Below are 20,072 nucleotides of genomic sequence, written 5' to 3'. Positions count from 1 at the left end.
CCTTAGTGATATAAATTTGAGTGTTATGGGGAATACTGATATCAGGGTGTATTTCTGGGTATTTTTTACATTTATGTTAAAGCTCATTTTTAAATATCTGCTAAGTTAACCCCTAAAAACACCATGAATACCAATCATCGAGCGCGATTTTTACGGCATTTTCTCGCCAAAAAGCCAGATAACACAGGGTTTACATTGACAGAATTAATTATAGTGACAGTAATGATTGGTATACTGTCTGCGATCGCTTTACCATCTTTATTGAGTCGGGCTAATAAAAGTAAGCAGACCGAGGCTAAACTATATACTGGCTCAATGAACCGCGCCCAACAAGCGTATTACCTAGAAAATACCGCTTTTACAAGTTCTATTGACGAATTAGGAGTTGGTATTCAACAACAAACAGATAATTACGACTACAACATTCAGATAAATAACTCAGTAGCTACAAATAACGGTGTCTCCAGGGAAGCTGCTTTAAAATCTTATGTGGGAGTTGCTTATGTGAATACATTTACAACACCAGCAGGGACTATTGAATCAGTGACGCTAACTATTTTATGTGAAAGTCCTGCTGCTGGAATAGGTACTACTCAGACCGCTTCATCAGGTGTTTGTCCCACTGGTGATTGGTTACTGTTGCCTAATTAAGTAATAATGTATAATTTAAGTTCAGCGCCATTAATTATCACAACTCTGAATTTCAATATTAATTACCATGAATAATTCCAATTCTGAACTCTGGGATAAAATCCGTCAACAATTTGATAGCGCACCTTATCCTAATCATCCCTTTGATAAATCTCCCAAAGATTCTCATAATCTGCTGTACATTCATAACTTAGTCACTGCTTACTATTTAAGAAATCAAAAAGTCATAGATAGCAAGGATAAAGTCATTTTAGATGCAGGTTGTGGTTCTGGATATAAATCATTAGTTTTAGCAGAAGCTAATCCTGGAGCAAAAATTGTCGGTGTTGATATTTCAGAAGAATCTGTTAAACTGGCGAAACAAAGATTAGAATATCATGGGTTTGATAACGCCGAATTTCATGCCATTTCCCTTGATGATATACCAAGTTTAGATTTACAATTTGACTATATAAATTGTGATGAACTATTGTATCTTTTTCCAGATATTGCCCTAGCATTAGCAGCCATGAAATCAGTTTTAAAAACTGATGGTATTATTCGTAGTAATTTACATAGTTATATCCAGAGATTTAATCTTTTTCGCGCCCAAAAAGTATTCAAAATTATGGGTTTGATGGATGGAAACCCAGAAGAATTAGAAGTAGAAATTGCTATTGATACAATAAAATCTTTTAAAGATAATGTATTACTTAAAACTCAAACTTGGAATTCTGGGTATGAGGGAGAAGATAAAAAAGAGCGAATTTTAATGAACTATTTATTTCAAGGAGATAAAGGTTACACTATTACTGATTTATTCACAGCATTAAGATCGGCTGATTTAGAATTTATCAGTATGGTAAATTGGCGAGAATGGGACGTGATGAGTTTATTTAGAGAACCAGATAATTTACCTGCTTTTCTATCCATGACTTTACCAGAAGCATCCCAAGAAGAAAAATTACAATTATTTGAACTTATACACCCTATTCATAGACTTTTAGATTTTTGGTGTGGACAACCCCAGCAAGGACAAAGATTTGTTAAACCTGAAGAATGGAATGATGCAGAATGGGAAAATGCTACTGTACATCTGCATCCACAATTAAAAACTTCTCAGTTTCAATCAGATATAATTGATTGTGTAAAAGATTGCAAAGTCTTACATATTGGTAAACACTTATGGCCTGTGAAAGAGTTTCAGGGTTTATCTGTAGATAGTGCTGTAGCCATTTCTTTACTACCTTTATTAGATGCACCTCAACCGATGATGTCCATTGTAGGACGTTGGCAAAAAGCCAGACCGATTAACCCTGTCACCCTTGAAGCTACAGAACAAAGCCACGCTTTTAATATGGTGAAAGAATTGCTATTAACCCTGGAAAATTGTGGTTATGTGATGTTGGAAGCTTAAAAAAAGTATTTAAACATGCGGACAAGATGCCCGCACTAAAAAATTGCAAAAGGGTATAGTCCCTGTCAATATTGAATTGTTTAATTATTAATGCAGATAAGGACGCATTTTAGCTACCAAAGGTAAAGAATCTAAGGCCGACTTATCTAATTCAAGAACTTTTGATAAAGTTTCTATAATAGTCTGGGCAAAGTTGTATTGGGGATTTTCTCCATAATTTACAGTTAAATACTCTAATAACTCTACTGTATAGTCAGTAAATCCTAAAACATCAGCTATACAAGCCAATTTCAGAATTTTACCTGGTTCTTTAATCTTAACATTAGCATTCTCCAGAAGTGGATCTTGGAGATAGTAAGCCTCTCCCCAAAGTAATTGTCCTCGGCGATCTTGTGATACTATTGGCGAACAGGCGCGAGTATGGTGGGCAACTCCTAAGTCAAACAGGGTAAAACCAAGATTTCTCAAATGGGTATCCACATCAGCAAACAGAGGTTGATTTGAGTACAAAGGTGAAAACTCAACTTCAATTTCTACCCCCAGCACACCACGGTTTAAAATCTTAGATGCTCCTTGTAAAACGTCTAAGTCTGCACCTTGAACATCAATTTGCAAGAAATCTATCGTCTCAATTCCTTCCTCATCGCAAACATTATCTAATGTAGTTGTCTCAATTTCTATCGTAAAATCTAAGCTGGCTGATTCTGGTAGATTAGCAAATCTTGATAGAAATGCTTCATTAGGTTCATACAATGAGCTACACATGGGATGTTTTGTTACAAACAGCGTAGCTTCACCTATAGACTTACCCAGTCCTAAAGGAATATGCTTTTCAGTCCAATTTATGCCCCGTGCTTCTAATTCCGTTTCAGATGCTTCACAAGCATCCGCATCCGCATCAAAGCCATAAATAGTTAAATTAGGCGCAAAAACATTCCAAGCGCCCGCACCATATTCATCTGCTGATGTTACTTTGCGAGAACCTACATTACATACTGTGATATGCACTTGGTCAAGATGACTTTGCTCTTTTAGGGTTTTGACAAAAATAGACATAGTAATTATCTGATGTGATAAATAGAATGAATTAAGTATAAACAGATAATTTTCTGGGCTCTTGAGTACATAATATGCAAAATCTGAACAAAGAAATCTCATAAAGCTTGCTGTGTAAAAGAAATAAGTCATATTTTCAAAAATTATGGCAAAATTTTTTCTCTTTGCCCTGTTCCCTGTTAAGAGTTCCCTATTACCGACTGGTAATTTAGCATAACAAGTACCGAAGAGCCATTTTCTGGAACTTAACCATAGTGTATTATGGATAGCAAAAAATTGCAGGTTGGGTGCAGCGGTCGGTTTTAAAATAAAAAGCTCTTCACTAACATACAGTTTATACTTACGTCAACCAAATAGACATAAATGTTAACTTTTAGCTCTGAACACAGGATAGCAGCTAGGAGAGAAAAGAATTTTACTGTTTTTGATGACAGTGGGAGGTTGCTAGAAAGTTTATATATAAAGGTTTGAGGTTATTTGGTGAGTCCTTTTTATGACTTCATATAGATGGTAAAAAAATTTTTTTCCCAGAGGTGATATGAAACTGATCAGAAGTGGGTAAGTTCTTCTCATAAGGAAACAAACAACACCTCAACCAAGAAAAACTACTATGAAAACCGAACTCAAAGCAAAATTCTTACAACACCTTCTCGGTAAAAAGAAAGATGATCAAGGTTTCACCCTGATTGAACTATTAGTTGTAATCATCATCATCGGTATTTTGTCTGCGATCGCTCTACCTTCCTTCTTGAACCAAGCTAAGAAAGCTAAACAATCTGAATCTAAAACCTATGTTGGTTCTATCAACCGTGGTCAACAAGCTTTCTACACAGAAAATGATGCTTTTGGTAGTAATGTAACTGTATTAGGTATTGGTATTGCTACTGCAACCACTAACTATGAGTATTATACTGATGAAAAATCCGCTGGTTCCTCCTCTACCTATGCTATGGGATATTCTAAAGTAGTAAGCAGTTCCAGTGGTTTGAAAAACTATGGTGGTAAAGTATATCTAGCCACAGTAAACACCAACAATGAATTGACAAGTTTAGCTTATCTCTGTGAATCTAACACTGTAGGAGTTGCTGCTGCTGCCGCTACTGATTTCGGCACTGCTACTAGTTGTCCAAGTGGCTGGAAAGCAATTAAATAATCAAAACAGAAGGAATATAATCTGTTGATATTTATTAATTAACCTCCCGAAACTTAGTTATTTGGGAGGCTTAATTATTTATATTCAAGTATTCACAACTTTACTTAGTAACCTAAAAATAAACTATAATCTCGAACAAGATATATTCAGGTTAGTATATAAAATACCCACAGAAATAACTTCAGACTTAATATGACTAGCAGCACAAATTTTATGAATAGTAATACTTGCGAAAAACAAGCTAAAGAATATTTAATATTAGGAAATTACAGTGATGCGGCTAAATTGTATGAACAAGCAATTGAAAGAGAACCAGAAACCAGGTCTAACTATTGGCTTTTAGGATTAATTTTGCTTTTGCAAGGACAGGAAACCGAGGCACAAATGACTTGGTTTATGGCCTTGGAAGAAACTGAAGAAACCGAACTATATACAGCAGAACTTGTAGAGGTTTTGCAAAACGAAGCAGAACGTCGAATTACTATTGAAGATGAAGATGTTGCGTGGGCTATTCGTCAGCATATACGAGAAATAGCTCCTGAGAACATAGATAATTTGCTACATCTGATACAACTATCCATCAAATTAGATTTTTTTGCTAAAGATGATGATTTATTGTTGGCGGTCATTGATTTATTGCCAAAATCAGAATCAGCTTATAACCTAGATTTATTGTTAGAAACATTGCCTTTAGTGTTGCCTTATGCGGTAGACAAAGACATCATATTTGATTTTCTCAGGACTTGTTTGGCTAATTTCCCCAACAAGACGAAAATTGTGAATATTTTAATGATAGAGAGTATCAAATTTTCTGCTTTTAGAAAAAGACCAGATTTAGCAGCTAGTTTTGCTGAACTTTGCTTAGAAATTCTCCCGGACTATCAAGAATTACTCATACATATATCACTGTTTTATCAAAATTCTGAGCAATACTCAAAAGGAATTGCATCTGCAAAACGTTGTTTTCAGGTAGCAGAACGTACTTTTGAAAAAGTTTATGCTAATTCTTTAATTACCAGAGGTTTGATGACTGCTGGTAGTTATTGGGAAGAATCTTGTGCAAGTATCAAAGATCAAGAATATATTTCCTATCAACTTATTGAAGAAAATCCTACAAATCTTGATAGACTTAGGAGTAGTCGTTTATTTCTTTCCACCTACTTTTTTCCATATTTTCATGATAATCCCACAAAAAATCGTTACATTCACAATCAATTAGCTCGTATTGCCCATGATAATATTAATGCGTCTAATCCACATTTAGTAGAACGTTATGCCCAGAATTTGTTAGAACGTAAGCAAAAGCATAAAATTCAGAATAATAAGCAAAAAGTTCTGAATATTGGTTATTTATCCCATTGTTTCAAAAAGCATTCTGTAGGATGGTTATGTAGATGGTTATTTCAACATCACAATCCAGACAAGTTTAGAATTCATACTTATTCTTTGTACAATACAGATCAAATAGAACCTTTTGCAAAGAGATATTTTGCTGATCCAGTATATAAATTTCAGCAAATTTCCTTAACTGAAACGGAAAAATGTTGGGAGCAAATTCAATCAGATGAAATTGATATTTTGGTAGATTTAGATAGTATTACTCTTGATTATGCCTGTGAATTAATGTCAGTTAAATCTGCTTCGATTCAAGTGACTTGGTTAGGTTGGGATGCTATTGGTTTACCTTCTATTGATTATTTTATTGCAGATCCTTATGTATTACCAGAGTCAGCACAGGAGTATTATCAAGAAACGATTTGGAGATTACCCCAAACCTATATTGCAGTTGATGGTTTTGAAGTAGATGTACCCAACTTACGACGAGATCAATTAGATATTCCCGATAATGCAGTAGTGTATTTGATGACACAGAAGGGATATAAAAGACATTTAGATCACCTGCGATTACAGATGAAAATTATTAAAGAAGTTCCCAATAGCTATCTACTGGTTAAAGGTGAAGCAGATCCAGAATCAACTCTGGACTTTTTTAAACGTATTGCGGAAGAAGAGGGTATAGATTTTTCTCAGTTAAGATTTTTACCGGCGGCACCTTCGGAAGCTATTCACCGTGCTATTTTAGGTCTTGCTGATGTGGTGTTAGATACTTTTCCCTACAATGGTGCAACCACAACCTTAGAAACTCTCTGGAGAGAAATTCCTTTAGTGACGAAGGTAGGACAACAATTTGCTGCTCGTAATAGTTATGGCATGATGGTTAATGCAGGAATTACAGAAGGTATCGCTTGGACTGATGAGGAATATGTGGAATGGGGTGTGAGGTTGGGTAAGGATGAAAATTTAAGAAAAGAGGTATCTTGGAAGTTACGACAAGGTAAAAAGAATGCTCCTTTATGGAATGCTGAAAAATTTACGAGGGAAATGGAAAAAGCCTATCAACAGATGTGGGAGAAATATCTTGATAGTCAAGAGTAGCTAATTTTTTTGAGAGCATCCACTTTTGGAAGAAACATAATTCTCGTACTGCAAAAACCCTACTATATGGTTCATCTAAAAAAGGCGATCCGCCAAAAGTGGATGCTCCCGTTTTTTTATGTTGGGTTGACGTAAGGAAACCCAACCTCATGTTAATAAATTATGTTAATATTTAAGTAAATGGCTGAATTTATCAGCGTAGATATTGTTCTAGGATTTTGATTATGATAAATATTACACAAAATCAACTACGACAACTGTATGAAATTGATGATTATCTATGGTTAGAAGAAACCATAAAACTGTTGAAAACAAAAGATTTAGATAATTTAGACTTAGATAATTTAATTGAGGAGTTAGAAAGTTTGGGGAGAAATGAGTTAAACAAAGTTAGAAGTCTTTTAAAACAGATTATCATTCATATTTTATTGTTAGAATACTGGCAAGACGAATATGATCGTAATTGTTCCCATTGGGAGGGAGAAATCATTGCTTTTAGATATGATTTAAACCATAGTTTAACTACAAGTTTAAAAAATAAATTAATTTTAGAGTTAGAAGAAATTTATCAACTTTCTCGAAAGTTAGTTAGCAAAAAGGCAAGGTTATCATCAAATCTATTTCCTGAGAACTGCCCCTATTCCTTAGAACAATTATTAGATGATAATTGGTACCCTGAAAAATAATTGAAAATGCCAGATATTTGAGTTATTAAATTAAATTTGATTTTTCGCTATTTTTACCTGCAACTTGTTTATAAAATGCTTCTAAACCCTCTACAGAGGTTTTATCATCAAAGACACGATGCTGGTTTTCTTTGGTTCTTTCAATAATGCTATTTCTCCAATCAATATCTAATCCTAATCTTACCGCTATTTCTATATATTCTGCTTCTGATTGAGCAATAGTATCAGTAATACCTAATATTTTCAGGAAAGCATAGGAATGACGACCTCTCATAAATTCACCTGGACAAGTTACAATAGGTAAATTACAGGATATGGCATTTAATGTGGTAAATCCTCCACTCCAAATAAAGGTATCTAAATAAATATCAGAAATTTGATTTAATTGCAAAAACTCATAAGAGATTTGTCTGGGCAAGATAATACAATAATCTTCACTATTTAATCCTAATTTAGCAAATGCTTTTTGCAAACGCTGTCTAAATATATTAGTTATGTGTTGACCTTCAATTGCAGCAATAAATACAAATTTAGCATTACTTATTTCTTTTGCAATTTCGGCAAAAATATAATCATGCTGTGGTAAATACTTAAAAGTAGATTGACAGGACAAATAAAGAACACAATCTTCAGGAATACCAAACTCAGAACGAGTTTTTTTCACTCCAGGTAAAACAGGTTTAACATAACATAGGCTGGTATTTGGTAAACGAATTAGTTTCTCTGAATAATGTTCTTGTGCATTTTCTGGTTCCATTAATTCACTGGATAAAAAATAATCAATTGTAGGTAAACCAGATGTTACAGGATGTCCCCAAGCCATACACTGAATAGGTGCTAATCTTAAAGCAGCAATGAGTCCATTCAGAGCAGTCATACCAATAGCTGGAAATACTAAAATGTGTATTTTATCAGCAGTAATTTGGGTACAAATTGCTTCTATATCGTTGGAAATATGCACAAAACTATAACTGTATGATTTATATTGTTCTGTGATTTCATCTCTTTTAACTCCAATATGATAACAGTAAATTTGGAAATCCTGACGATTGTGATTTTTTACCCATCCTAAACAACCATTTGCACCACTGTGATTATGTAAATGAGTGGAAATATAACCTACTCTAATTTTTTCTCCTGGACTTATTTGGGGAGATGGTAAATTTTGACACCATTGGGGATAGTTGGCCTTCATAACTTTATGGACTATTTCCCCATATTGTTTTTGAAAATCTACATCATTTTTACCTTGATATGCTAAATAAAAATTGGTTCTTACATTGATTGCTTGAACAACATTTTGAGATTTGATAGTCGTATTTAACGTATCTGAGGAGAAATATCTTGTTAATATATTTAATCTTCTATGAAAATATTCTCGATAAAATTCTATTTCTTCTATATCTTGATATATAACAGGTAAAACAAACAAATTAGCTATCTGAAGTGGTAAACTATCTCCTGATACTTCTAATGCTAATTTGAATTCCTCAATAGCTTCTTGAGTCTTTCCTAGTGCCTGTAAACTTTCCAATAGATGTATGTAGATGTTAATTGATTCAGAATGAATCCTAATTACTTGTTGATATAATTTTGCTGCTTTTTGATATTCTTTTTGTTGAAAATAATAACGTCCTTCGTAATATAAATGTTCTAATTGATTATCTTTAAGTTTATAGGCAAAGCTCAAATTTTTTAAAATTTCAGCATATTGTGGGTTAAGACTAAATGCTGTGTGATAATAATTAATAGCCTCATCAATTTTTTGATAAAAATTTAACAGTAGATTACCTATATTAAAATAACCACTAAAATGTAAGGGATTATTAGCTATAAGGGTTTTTAAAATTTCTTCTGCTTGATTTATTTCATTATATATTAAATATATATTTGCTAAATTGCTATAAGCATCAACCAATTCAGGATTCAGTGCAATTGCTTTTTTATAAGCTTCAATAGCTGCATTTGTATCTATTCTTTCTAAAATTAGACCTGCCGTATAATGATTTATAGCTTCACTAGGAGCAATTATTAATGATCGCTTTACACAATCTAATGCTTTGAAATATTCTCGTTGTTCATAATATATAGTCCCTAAATTTTGCCACAAATTATTGTTATTTTTATCTAATTTTATAAGATGTAAATATATTTTTTCTGCTTCTGAATATTTCTTGTTTTTAAATAACAAAGTAGCTTTAGATTCCATCAATGATAAATATCTATTTATTTCTCCTTGTGTAATATTATTAATAGATTCCTGAAATTGTACATCTACTGTTATATTTTTTTCTAAATATTTATCAGCTAATCGCTGAATATCCCAGGTTAATATTTGTATCCCATTCCATAATAAATAATCTGCATTGGCAAAGTCTATCATTAACCTAGCTTCAGGACTAATTTTTAAAAAATCTTTGATTGCTTGTTGGCATGATGTCCATTGACAATTAGTAATGATAATTAATGCTTGAGTACTAATAATTAGTTTTAAAGCTAGTAATCCTAATAAATATGAACGATAGTTTTGACTGCTATTATAAAAATATACTCCGATTTTCTCCGTTAGTTCTTGATTTTTAATTTCTGTGAAAAATTCTTCTGCATCTTGATAACAGAAAAGTACCTGGTCAGCAATATTAAATTCTTCTATATTATTTGATAATTTCTCAAAATGATCCTCCTTTGGATCTAATTCTGAAAAATCATCTACTGCATAGGCTATTTTATCGGGATTATTTACTAAAGCAGAGATTAAAGTTGCTCCTGGATATGTGCCAATTTCACAGTAAATTTCGTTTTCTTCTAAACAAGATACTGCCAAGTTTAATAGTTGCAAGACATTAGGGGATATTATGCTATTAACTTGTTTATTTATAGCTTGAAAAATATCTGATTTAGGATGACAAGATAGTTCTCCCCAGTTATTAAATAGGTTTGATAGTTGTTTTTTAAATTTATGATATTCCATAATTATTTACCTGAAATTTAAATTTTGTTCATCAAGTTTCTTGATCAAGTAATTGATGCTAATTGAAAGATAGTTTCTCTTGTGCTAGCTGTTTATATAAAGAATTCTACACCTCTAACACAAACTTGATCATCAAATAGACGATTTTTGCGGATTTTTTCCTGGTGTTGAAGTTTTTGCATAGATAAAGGTGCAAACCATTGCGGAAAATTGGCCGCCATAATTTGATGTAATAGTTGGCCATATTGACTTTGTAAATCTACATCATTGTTAGCTTGATAAGAGAGGTAAAAGTTAGTTAATCTACTGGTGGCAGCTAAGGTATTCTGACATTCTTTAGGAGTACTTAAAGATGTTTCTTTTATTAACTTTTCTAGTCCTTGAATATATCTTTGCCGATAGGGTAAAATTTCTGATTCATCTTCATAAATAGTAGGAACAGTTAAATATTTTAATATTTTAAAAGTGTAGTCATTCGGTATTAATTGACAAGCTTTTTCTGCACTAGCTATAGCTTCTTGATTACATCCACTATAACATAAGTTGATAATTAAATCAAAATGTAGTTGAGCATTAGTTGGATGATTTTTGATTCCTGTTTGCATAATTTGAAAACTCTTTTCTGAATTATTAATATTTCTATAACATTGACTTAACTGATAATAGATTATTGCACTTGCTAATTCAGTATGTATGATTTTCTCATACTGGTAAATAGCTTGTTGCCACTTATTTTCTAGAAATAATTTGTTTCCCAAATTCAAATTTAATGGTTCTTCGGTACTTGTTATGCTAAATTACCAGTCGGTAATAGGGAACTCTTAACAGGGAACAGGGCAAAGAGAAAAAATTTTGCCATAATTTTCAAAAATATGGCTTATTTCTTTTACACAGCAAGCTTTATGAGATTTCTTTGTTCATATTTTGCATATTATGTACTCAAGAGCCAATTTAATCGGGTTAGTTGTATATTAATAACATTTTCTATTTGATAACTTGGAATACTATTTGCATTCATAAATTCCAGTATTTTTATATTTTCATATTCTAATTCCCAAATTACAGAATCTTCTGTTTGTGACCAATCAGGAAAGATAATTATATGGATATTCCTTGGTTGAATAGCCAAAAACCCCATAATATATTCTTCTATTTCGTTAATTATTTTGTTTGTTGTCATACTCACAAATTTTTGTTGCAATTTTCGTGACCAATATTTAGGGTTTGCTGAAAAAGTCTTTCCGTGGAGGCAGGCAAAAGGCAAGAGGCAAGAGTTTGGGCTATCTTTAACAACCAATTTTTTCCTTTTATCAGACCCAAAATGCACGCTTTTGATGGTACATCCTTCAAAATCCTTGCACCTATTTTTCTGTTTATCAGCCTCAAACCTTTGATTTTTCTAGATTTCACATTTATTCAGCAAGCCCTATTTACATTATTTACATCTCATCCAGAACCTAACTACTGCTTTCATGACAGGTAAGATTTAGAAATTAAACATTGATATTTTTTCTGGAGGTAAAGCAATGAAATTTAACTGCTGATAATTTTCAGGAGAATTAACAGGTATTAATTTTTGTAGAAATGACTGATAGTAGAATAGTTGATAACCAATACTTTCTATATACTGTGCTACTGGGGTATTACTTCCTTGAAGACCTGCTATATTTTCATAAAGAATTATGGGTTTAAATTGATTGATTAATTGTTTACTCCCAGCTAAAACCGCCATTTCATGGCCTTCTGCATCCATTTTTATAAAATCAACTTGCTGAATGTTTTCCTGTTCTATTAAACTATCTAAAGTAAAACAGGAAACTTCTTCAAAATTCCCAGTAGGTACATCTACAGTATCATCGGTAATTACTTCGTTAAGTTCGTTAGAAGCGTGTAATAATAATTTGATGGTGCTGTTTTTATCACTTGCTGCACCTGCACAAACTTTTACCCAGGATAAATTATTTATTCTACAGGTTTCTTGTAAACAACGCACACAACCAGAAAATGGTTCAACTGCTAAAACTCGTCCTGTGTTTCCTACTTTCAAAGCTGCGCTAAAAGTATAAACACCCACATTTGCACCGACATCAATAACTGTCATTCCTGGTTTGATATAACTGCGCCAAAATTCCATTTCTTTTTCAAACCAATCTTGTTCAGTTAGGAGTACACTGGTGACAATACTTTTTAAACTGGGTTCAACTGCTATAATAAAGTCTTTTTCAAAAGGTACATAAGTAAATAAACTATCTAATGATAATTTTGTCCATTGCCATGCTGAAGAGGAAGAATGAGACTGATAAAACTCGCTTGCCACTTTTAGCCATTTATCTGCTAATTGAATATGGTTAAAATCTCGATATGTTAAGTATAAAGATTGCAGTGTGGGTGCGTAATTTGGTTGTAATTTTCTGGCTTGTTGTAAATATACAAGACCTTCTGCTTGTTTAGCCATTAAATTAGCTATTCCTATTTTGAGCTTTAAGTTCAGAGAATCACTAATTTGATGAGATAAATATAAAAATCTCTGAATTGCAGGATTATAAAAAACTATTTGTGAGCAAGAGATAATTTCACTTAATAAAAACATTGCTTGCTGATAGCAATTTTTTGTCTGTAATACGTTTTCTAGGATTTGTTGATCATATTCAGAAATTTGAGGGTTTTTGATAAATACATATACTAAATAAGGGTTATAATCCTCTGGGATAGTATCAGCAAAGTTATTACAGTTAAGCAGGGTAGAAAATGCCAATTGTAAGGCTTGTTCTTTTTCACCTAACCAGTTATGTATTAAGGCTAAATGGGCTGAACAAATTTGACTTTTATCTATTTTAAAACCGTTATTCAATGCTTCAATGGCCATTTCCAGATAGACAGAACGCATGGCTATGTCAGTACAATGTTGTGCGTCCATTAATGTTACTACTGCTATGTTATTCCAATCTGCGGAAGTTGTAGGATCATCCCAAGAGGTATTATCAAGGGTGAAAGATAGCTTTTCTAAAGTTTCGTGGTTAACGGATGGTAGTAGTTCTTTGATATCTTCTAAATAAGAATTATTATTAATTTCCATAGGATTCATAATTTAAACATCTCCCCTTACTCAGATTTAATTAACTAAACTATCTAGTTGATAACTATTTAACGCTCTGATTTGTGTTTGTACTATAGCTATTTTCTCCTCATGACCCAAAATTATTCTACCATTAAGGCGAGGTAATAGAGATTGCCATTGCATATTCCCTAGTGTATCTACTAAAGAAATCTCTATAGTATCACTAATATCTAAATCTTCCATTAAGAGATTCATAGCCACACTAGATAAAAATATTTCTGCATCTTCACTAGCGATATTAGCAGTGTAAATTATTAAGGTAATTTTTTCATTTTCTGGATGAGTTGCTAGTGTTTGAATTACTTGTTGTAACTCAAATCCTAATTCATCCTCTGGTTGTGTCCAATCTGGGAAGATTATGAAGTTAATATCTCTTAAACGTAGATTTTGCTCTAGTGTTTCTGCTAGATTATTTCTAAATAATTCCTTGAATACACTTTCCATTTTAGCTGAGTATGCACTACTATGCAGGAAGCTAGGATGATTATTCATAGCTGCTTGAATTTCATCTATTTTTTGTTGTCGCAGTTGTGGGTTATTACCAAGCGCAACTGCTAATTCTATATAAGATTCTTCACTATCTGCTACCAAACCAGGAATATTCAAAGTTTGAATCATTGCTGCTCCCATTGCAGAACGGAAATAATTTCCTTGTTTGGTGATAACTGGTAAGTTAACTTGCAGTGGTTCTACTAAAGAAGTTGTGCCAGCAAAGGGAAATGAATCTAAATAGACATCCGCTATTTTATAGTATTCTTTCATATCTTCCCGGTCTGGTACTGGTTGAGGATCTAAAACTATTAATCTTGCAGTGGCTAAGTTATTTTTTGTAAATGTTGTTTGCAGGTAGTTGATAAATTTTTGTTTGGGATAATTAGGAGACCAGTTAGGACCAAAGGGAAACAGCACTAATACAGAATTTGGTACTTGATCAATAATTTTTACCCAGGTTTCAATTAGTTCAGGAATAATTTTGAAATAGTTAGCACCAGAAATAAACACAACTGCATCTTCAGGAATACCTAAATTATCGCGCTCGACGGGGGTAGTGATTTTTCCTTCTTCAGAACCGTAACTAAAACAGTGTGCAGAACCTTCTAATTTAATCAGCTTTTCTTGATAATGCTCTTGTGCATTGGGAGATGGATCAGTTAATGTCCCGGAAATAAAATAATCCATATTTCTCATTCCGGTTGTCACTACAGAACCACCACTGGTAATGTGTATTCTTGCTAGTCTATGGGTGGCTAGGATAAAAATGTCATTGGTAACTGCGGTGACGTTACTGGCTATAAATAATATATCTAAGTCATCTTCACGAATTGTTTCAATTTGTGCTGATAGGTCTTCTGGTAAGAATTTAAAGGAATTTGCACAGAGTTGACAATATTGTTCAAGTCTGTGGCCTGTTGGTTTGGTGGAGTACAATATTACTTCAAAATCTCTACTGAGGTGTTCATAAACTGGAAGATAAGCATAGGTTTCCGAAACTGGTTTAAAATGTTGTGCCAGAATACCAACGCGAATTTTTTTTCTGTCTACTGGTCTATCTGTAAATTCATAATCAATTTTATAGCCTTTAGCTGTGAGGAGTAATTCTAGCAGTTCTGCACGTTTGATGTAAAAGTCTTTGAGGTTGTTTTCATGAAAATAAAGGGGAATACATTTAGTTTGTTTTAAAAATTCTTCAGTAATTTGTATTCCTAATGGTGAGTTAATAATTTGCAGTCTTTGTTGATAAAAGTTATTGATGATATTGTTGATATATTGATAGTATTTTTCTGCTTCTCCGGGGTTTTGGAAATATTCTTGAGAAGACAGTAAAACTTTAATGTAATCTGATAACAACCATTGGGGTATTTGAGTGAAATTAATGGGTACAAATTGCTGAAAGTTACGATACAGCATTGATATTAGTAAATGATTGATCGTTTTTGGTGGCTGTGGGTTTTGAGAATTGTTGTCTAATATTTCGTTAATAAAAGTCTGTTCTTCCAGGGTTAATTGTTGATTTTGAATCCCACTATGGAGTAATGTTTTGTAGATGTTACCTAATAAAGTTGCATATATTTCTGATATCTGGTGATCAGGAATTTCTAGTAGTTGGATGGTGATGGTTGTTCTGAGTTGTTGTAATTGTGGATAGTTGGCGGTTAAAATTGCATATCTACAAGCTGCTTTTTGTCTTGTCAATTGGGGATAATTGCTGTTATTAGCTATGCTATAGAAAAATTTATGATAGTCTAATAAAATTGCATCTTTTAAAGCAGTGTTACGGCGAGTTTGTTGTTGGGGATGAATGCGGAAGCGTGACAGAGATTGATTAACATATCCGATTTTATATTGACTCATGATTCTGAGCCACATTTCTAAATCTACAAGTTGACAAAGATCGGAATTAAATAAACCTACTTTGTCAAAAACTTCTTTCTTGATTAAAACTATACTTGGTTCACCGATTTTGTTGATAGGATTATCCAGTATATTTGCATCTTGTAATAGTTCTTGTCCTGATTGTATTGGTTGTAGTTTTGACCAATATTTATGAATGTCTTTAGCTTCATGATTTTCTAATAAGTTTGGACTAGATTTAGCATCTTCAGGATTTGTAAATAGTTGTCGTGGGGAGAAAACTAAACCTATTTCTTCATCCTGTTCAGCTAAATAGACCATTTCTTCTATACAGTTTGGTGCTAAGATATCATCTTGGAATAGAAATTTAATGTATTTACCTTTGGCTTGAGAAATACAGAAGTTCCAGTTTTGGGATAAACCGTATTGTTCATGTGTAATGATTCTAAAATTTATTTGATTCTTTTCTAAAATCAGTTTAGCTAGTTCTATGGTTCTATCTTGGGAATTATCATCAGAAATAATAATTTCTAAAGCTGGATAACTTTGGGCGAGGATACTACCAAGTGCTTCGATAATAAACTTTTCTCCATTAAATGTAGGGACACAAATACTCACTAATGGGTATTGCTGAGTATTGGTGGATGTTAATTCATTTCCTGTAAGAATGTTGTTAGGCTGATGTCTATTGATTCGTTTAATAATAGATTGTTGAACAGGATAAATATTGCTGGTTTTGCTGGAAATTGTATATCTAATTTCAGCTTCTAATAACTCTTGTTGGAGTTCTGACTTAGTTTTGAGATTTTTAGTACCTAAATAGTAATCAACCATCGCCATCTGTGCTGGTGTAGTCTCAGGTTGAGGTACACTGAAAAGTAATTTTAGAGCTAGTTCTCTATCGGGTGGTACATCTGCTACATCATGCTTTAAGAGAGCTTCATTAGGAGCAGTGTAAGTGGTCCTAACAGATGAATCCAGATGAAAATAAGAACAACCAGATTTTACAGAGTAAAATATGTGTGTTCCTATGTCATTACCAGCAGCATAGCGATGAGTAGAACAAAGGTGATAGAAACGGAATAAAAAATAAGGGTCAAAAACATGACCAGCAGAAACTACTTTTAATCCTCTTTTTTGAAATGGAAGATATCTACCCAAGTTAAAATCTTTCCAGTACAGACATACTGTCACAGGTTGGAATTGAGAATCAAGTTGCAGTAATTCTTCTGCTAATTTCTCAAAATCCATTTCAGCTGTCACGTAACCGCTAGAGTGGGTGGGAAAAAAAATTGTACCACTTCTCTTTGGTTTTGGTTCTTTTTTTAAAATTTCTAATGCGTATAAAAAAGGTGATGCTGCTGGGATAATTAATTTTTCGTATTTATTATTGCCGTGATTAATATATATATGTTCACGATGACTTGGATAACAATATATAGTGGGTAAATGGCTTTCTACTTCTACCTGCCAAATATAATTGTTACTTAAAATTGGTCCATGTACTAACAGGGCTTTTAGTGGATATTTTTCAGGGAAATCTACATATTTTTTTAATATAAAGTCCATGCCATAAAAAGTGTTACCAAAAAATATTTCATGGGTTTTTAATTGTCTCTCAGCACATAAATCTGGGAGGTTTTTTTGGCTACTCAGAACATTTTCTACCTTTAACATAATTAATCTCCTTAAAGTAAATAGTGCTTACATCTTCTGCTAAATAAACGGAAGATAGTTGGTTATTGGTTAGCCTAAACTTATAATTACGAGCAAGTAAGACAGGATATATTGTTTATTTCTTCATAAATTTGCGACTAAGGCTGATTGTATATACTCCCTAAGCAATATTATATTAAGTTAGTAACCTAATATACGGTTTTGAATAAATTTGTCACATTTGTCACAAGATATCCCGTATTAACAGGGTGAGATTCTAGAGATAATCTTTTAGCCCACATTCCGCACCCCCTAGTGTCACAATCGGTAATTTCGGATTTTTTAACCACTTTGAGGAGAACTTTGATACAAAATGGTCGAAATCTTAGGTGGCAGTCGCCAATCTCAAATCCCCAAACGACCAATTTTCGTTGTGTGACAGTTTAGGGTGCGGAAGGTGGGTTTTAGCCATTTGTATAACTACTAATTTACCTAAGTTCTATTCTAGTATAAACAGTCATCTGTCATTTTTGCTAATTATGTATATACTGAATTTATTATGATGTACTATTTCATTTAAAGTATTGATCATGGACAGTCAACACAACAAATATACCAATAGTTTGCCCCCAATTGAGGATATGGCATCAAAGTTTGCTTATGAAATGGGATGGGGAGACTTTACCCAGTCTAAGCAAGGGCAAAATATATTTGAATTTTTATATAGTTCTGCTCAACAATGCGCTCCAGAGTCCATTATTCTGGATGTATCTGCTGGTGAGTGTAGATACAAACCTTTTTTTCAGCATGGGCAGTATGTAGCTATTGATTCTATGATTGGAGATGTTAATTGGGATTTTACGAAACTTGACTTAATTGGTGATGCCATGAATCTACCAATTAAAACTGCTAGTATTGATGTGTGTTTAAATTTTACAAGTTTGGAGCATTATCCTGAACCTGGGAAAGCATTCCAAGAATTTGCTAGGGTTTTAAAGCCAGGAGGTAGATTATTTCTATATGTTCCATTTGTGCAACCAGAGCATCAAATACCTTATGATTTTTTCCGCTACACACGCTATGGTTTAGCGCATTTGTGTAATCAGAATGGTTTGGAAATTGAATTGCTTAAACCTTCAAATAGTATCCTGGAAACAGTATTGGACTTGCTAAAAATGACAATTGGATTTATATCTGAACAGGAAATTAAAGACCATTTAAAAGAAGTAGTTGATATAGAAATTAACCCTATTTTTCAGGCTCTCGATGATTTAAATGAAGGTTGTGTTGACTTTCCTGATCATCCTTTAATTCCACAAATGCCAATGGCATACTGCCTTTCTGCTATTAAACCAGGTGCTTCAGATAAGTCCAATATTTACAATTCTAAACCAGAGTTATTACAAGCAATAACAGCTTGTCCTAATTGCCATAATGAGAATGATTTAGACTGGAACTCTAGCAATATTCATTGTTCTCAATGTCATACTACCTATAGTTTTACAAAGGAAATTCCTAACTTTTGTTAAGTTACTAAATCCCAATTGATAGGAGTTCCTGTTTTTACGTCTTGTTTAACTGATTTACCTAGTAAAATATCATAGTATTTGGGTGGTAAACCTAATCCGGGACGTACTGCTTTTAAGTTTTCTGGTGTTAGTATATCTCCTGCTTTCATGTCTTGGAAAATATAGAGCGATCGCCTAAAATTCACAGATTCTTTTTCGGCTTCAGTTGCTCCATATTTTATACTACCCATTGCTTGCCATGCTCTTTTACTTTCAATCACTAATTGTTGCATTTCTTCAACTTCCATTGAAAAAGCCGAATCAACTCCACCATCAGCCCGACGTAGGGTAAAATGTTTTTCAATAAATGTCGCTCCTAAAGCTACACTGGCCACAGCTACACCAATACCCATCGTATGATCTGATAAACCTACCTCCACATTAAAAAGATCCCGCAGATGGGGAATTGTTAATAAGTTACTATTTTCTGGTGTGGCTGGGTAGGTACTGGTACATTTAAGTAATATTAAATCATTACAACCTTCTTCTCTTGCTGTTCTCACTGTTTCATCTAATTCTGCTACTGTAGCCATACCAGTAGAAATAATCATTGGTTTACCTGTGCGGGCAACTTTGCGAATTAGCGGTAAATCAATATTTTCAAAGGAAGCGATTTTATAACAAGGTACTTCTAAAGATTCTAAAAAATCTACAGCAGTAGCATCAAAAGGAGTGCTAAAACCAATTATTCCTAATTCCTTGCATTTATCAAATATGGGTTTGTGCCATTCCCAAGGGGTGTAAGCTAATTGATATAGTTGATATAGTGAATTTCCATGCCATAAACTATCAGGATTATTGATATAAAATTCTCCCTCATTGATATTTAAAGTCATGGTTTCTGCTGTGTAGGTTTGGATTTTCACAGCATTTACTCCAGCTTTAGCAGCCGCTTCTACAATTTCTAAAGCTCGCTCTAAAGAGTGGTTATGATTACCAGACATTTCCGCAACAATAAAAGGAGGATAGTTGTGACCAATTATTTGTTGATTGATTCTCATTGGATTTTGAATACTGCTCATTGTTAAT

General features: G+C 33.1%; 13 protein-coding genes. 6 read left to right on the top strand and 7 right to left on the bottom strand.

Features of this window, described 5'->3' with window-relative positions; genetic code table 11:
* Window positions 1–123 precede the first annotated feature (123 nt).
* Entirely contained in the window at window positions 124–651 is a 528-nt protein-coding gene (locus tag ACLLO5_RS26185; RefSeq protein ID WP_413173391.1) for a type IV pilin-like G/H family protein, read from the top strand.
* A gap of 67 nt (window positions 652–718) precedes the next feature.
* Window positions 719–2,047 (top strand): class I SAM-dependent methyltransferase, encoded by a 1,329-nt coding sequence (locus tag ACLLO5_RS26180; protein ID WP_413173390.1) that lies wholly within the window; start codon window positions 719–721, stop codon window positions 2,045–2,047.
* Between the two features lie 87 nt (window positions 2,048–2,134).
* Here the strand turns inward: ACLLO5_RS26180 and ACLLO5_RS26175 are convergent, their stop codons facing one another.
* Window positions 2,135–3,103, bottom strand: a complete 969-nt coding sequence (locus tag ACLLO5_RS26175; protein WP_413173389.1) for an FkbM family methyltransferase — start codon at window positions 3,101–3,103, stop codon at window positions 2,135–2,137.
* Window positions 3,104–3,713: 610 nt separating this feature from the next.
* Here ACLLO5_RS26175 and ACLLO5_RS26170 point away from each other — a divergent pair.
* The 3 genes from ACLLO5_RS26170 to ACLLO5_RS26160 all read left to right on the top strand — a co-directional run bounded on the left by ACLLO5_RS26170 (window position 3,714) and on the right by ACLLO5_RS26160 (window position 7,378).
* Window positions 3,714–4,256: a type IV pilin-like G/H family protein gene (locus ACLLO5_RS26170; RefSeq protein ID WP_413173388.1), complete on the top strand. Its 543-nt coding sequence runs from the start codon at window positions 3,714–3,716 to the stop codon at window positions 4,254–4,256.
* A 213-nt stretch (window positions 4,257–4,469) separates the two neighbouring features.
* Window positions 4,470–6,692, top strand: a complete 2,223-nt coding sequence (locus ACLLO5_RS26165; RefSeq protein WP_413173387.1) for a tetratricopeptide repeat protein — start codon at window positions 4,470–4,472, stop codon at window positions 6,690–6,692.
* Between the two features lie 224 nt (window positions 6,693–6,916).
* Entirely contained in the window at window positions 6,917–7,378 is a 462-nt protein-coding gene (locus tag ACLLO5_RS26160) for a DUF29 domain-containing protein (RefSeq protein ID WP_413173386.1), read from the top strand.
* Window positions 7,379–7,403: 25 nt separating this feature from the next.
* On the opposite strand, the gene ACLLO5_RS26155 is transcribed toward ACLLO5_RS26160, so the two are convergent.
* The 5 genes from ACLLO5_RS26155 to ACLLO5_RS26135 all read right to left on the bottom strand — a co-directional run bounded on the left by ACLLO5_RS26155 (window position 7,404) and on the right by ACLLO5_RS26135 (window position 17,496).
* Window positions 7,404–10,349, bottom strand: a complete 2,946-nt coding sequence (locus ACLLO5_RS26155) for a tetratricopeptide repeat protein (protein WP_413173385.1) — start codon at window positions 10,347–10,349, stop codon at window positions 7,404–7,406.
* A 92-nt stretch (window positions 10,350–10,441) separates the two neighbouring features.
* Window positions 10,442–11,113, bottom strand: coding sequence for a hypothetical protein (locus tag ACLLO5_RS26150; RefSeq protein ID WP_413173384.1), 672 nt, complete (start codon window positions 11,111–11,113; stop codon window positions 10,442–10,444).
* A 167-nt stretch (window positions 11,114–11,280) separates the two neighbouring features.
* Complete coding sequence (locus tag ACLLO5_RS26145; RefSeq protein WP_413173383.1) at window positions 11,281–11,646, bottom strand: hypothetical protein; 366 nt, start codon at window positions 11,644–11,646, stop codon at window positions 11,281–11,283.
* A 189-nt stretch (window positions 11,647–11,835) separates the two neighbouring features.
* Window positions 11,836–13,434 (bottom strand): FkbM family methyltransferase, encoded by a 1,599-nt coding sequence (locus ACLLO5_RS26140; RefSeq protein ID WP_413173382.1) that lies wholly within the window; start codon window positions 13,432–13,434, stop codon window positions 11,836–11,838.
* A gap of 27 nt (window positions 13,435–13,461) precedes the next feature.
* Window positions 13,462–17,496 carry a glycosyltransferase gene (locus ACLLO5_RS26135; protein WP_413173381.1) on the bottom strand — a complete coding sequence of 1,345 codons (4,035 nt, stop codon included), beginning with the start codon at window positions 17,494–17,496 and terminating at the stop codon, window positions 13,462–13,464.
* 620 nt (window positions 17,497–18,116) lie between these two features.
* On the opposite strand from ACLLO5_RS26135, the gene ACLLO5_RS26130 reads away from it, so the two are divergent.
* Window positions 18,117–19,004 carry a class I SAM-dependent methyltransferase gene (locus tag ACLLO5_RS26130; RefSeq protein ID WP_413173380.1) on the top strand — a complete coding sequence of 296 codons (888 nt, stop codon included), beginning with the start codon at window positions 18,117–18,119 and terminating at the stop codon, window positions 19,002–19,004.
* On the opposite strand, the gene pseI is transcribed toward ACLLO5_RS26130, so the two are convergent.
* Window positions 19,001–20,044, bottom strand: coding sequence for a pseudaminic acid synthase (gene pseI / locus ACLLO5_RS26125; RefSeq protein ID WP_413173379.1), 1,044 nt, complete (start codon window positions 20,042–20,044; stop codon window positions 19,001–19,003). The genes ACLLO5_RS26130 and pseI overlap by 4 nt on opposite strands.
* Between the last annotated feature and the right edge of the window lie 28 nt (window positions 20,045–20,072).

The organism is Anabaena azotica SJ-1 (assembly GCF_047275885.1).
GTDB lineage: Bacteria > Cyanobacteriota > Cyanobacteriia > Cyanobacteriales > Nostocaceae > Trichormus_B > Trichormus_B azotica_A.
Note: the sequence above shows the minus strand (reverse complement) of the source record. Positions and strands in the feature narration are given on the sequence as shown.

Coding starts and splice junctions, on each gene's coding strand:
- ACLLO5_RS26165 (WP_413173387.1), top strand. CDS start 4,470: ATGAATAGTAATACTTGCGAAAAACAAGCTAAAGAATATTTAATATTA.
- ACLLO5_RS26185 (WP_413173391.1), top strand. CDS start 124: ATGAATACCAATCATCGAGCGCGATTTTTACGGCATTTTCTCGCCAAA.
- ACLLO5_RS26180 (WP_413173390.1), top strand. CDS start 719: ATGAATAATTCCAATTCTGAACTCTGGGATAAAATCCGTCAACAATTT.
- ACLLO5_RS26160 (WP_413173386.1), top strand. CDS start 6,917: ATGATAAATATTACACAAAATCAACTACGACAACTGTATGAAATTGAT.
- ACLLO5_RS26135 (WP_413173381.1), bottom strand. CDS start 17,496: ATGTTAAAGGTAGAAAATGTTCTGAGTAGCCAAAAAAACCTCCCAGAT.
- ACLLO5_RS26140 (WP_413173382.1), bottom strand. CDS start 13,434: ATGAATCCTATGGAAATTAATAATAATTCTTATTTAGAAGATATCAAA.
- ACLLO5_RS26130 (WP_413173380.1), top strand. CDS start 18,117: ATGGCATCAAAGTTTGCTTATGAAATGGGATGGGGAGACTTTACCCAG.
- ACLLO5_RS26155 (WP_413173385.1), bottom strand. CDS start 10,349: ATGGAATATCATAAATTTAAAAAACAACTATCAAACCTATTTAATAAC.
- ACLLO5_RS26175 (WP_413173389.1), bottom strand. CDS start 3,103: ATGTCTATTTTTGTCAAAACCCTAAAAGAGCAAAGTCATCTTGACCAA.
- ACLLO5_RS26170 (WP_413173388.1), top strand. CDS start 3,714: ATGAAAACCGAACTCAAAGCAAAATTCTTACAACACCTTCTCGGTAAA.
- pseI (WP_413173379.1), bottom strand. CDS start 20,044: ATGAGAATCAATCAACAAATAATTGGTCACAACTATCCTCCTTTTATT.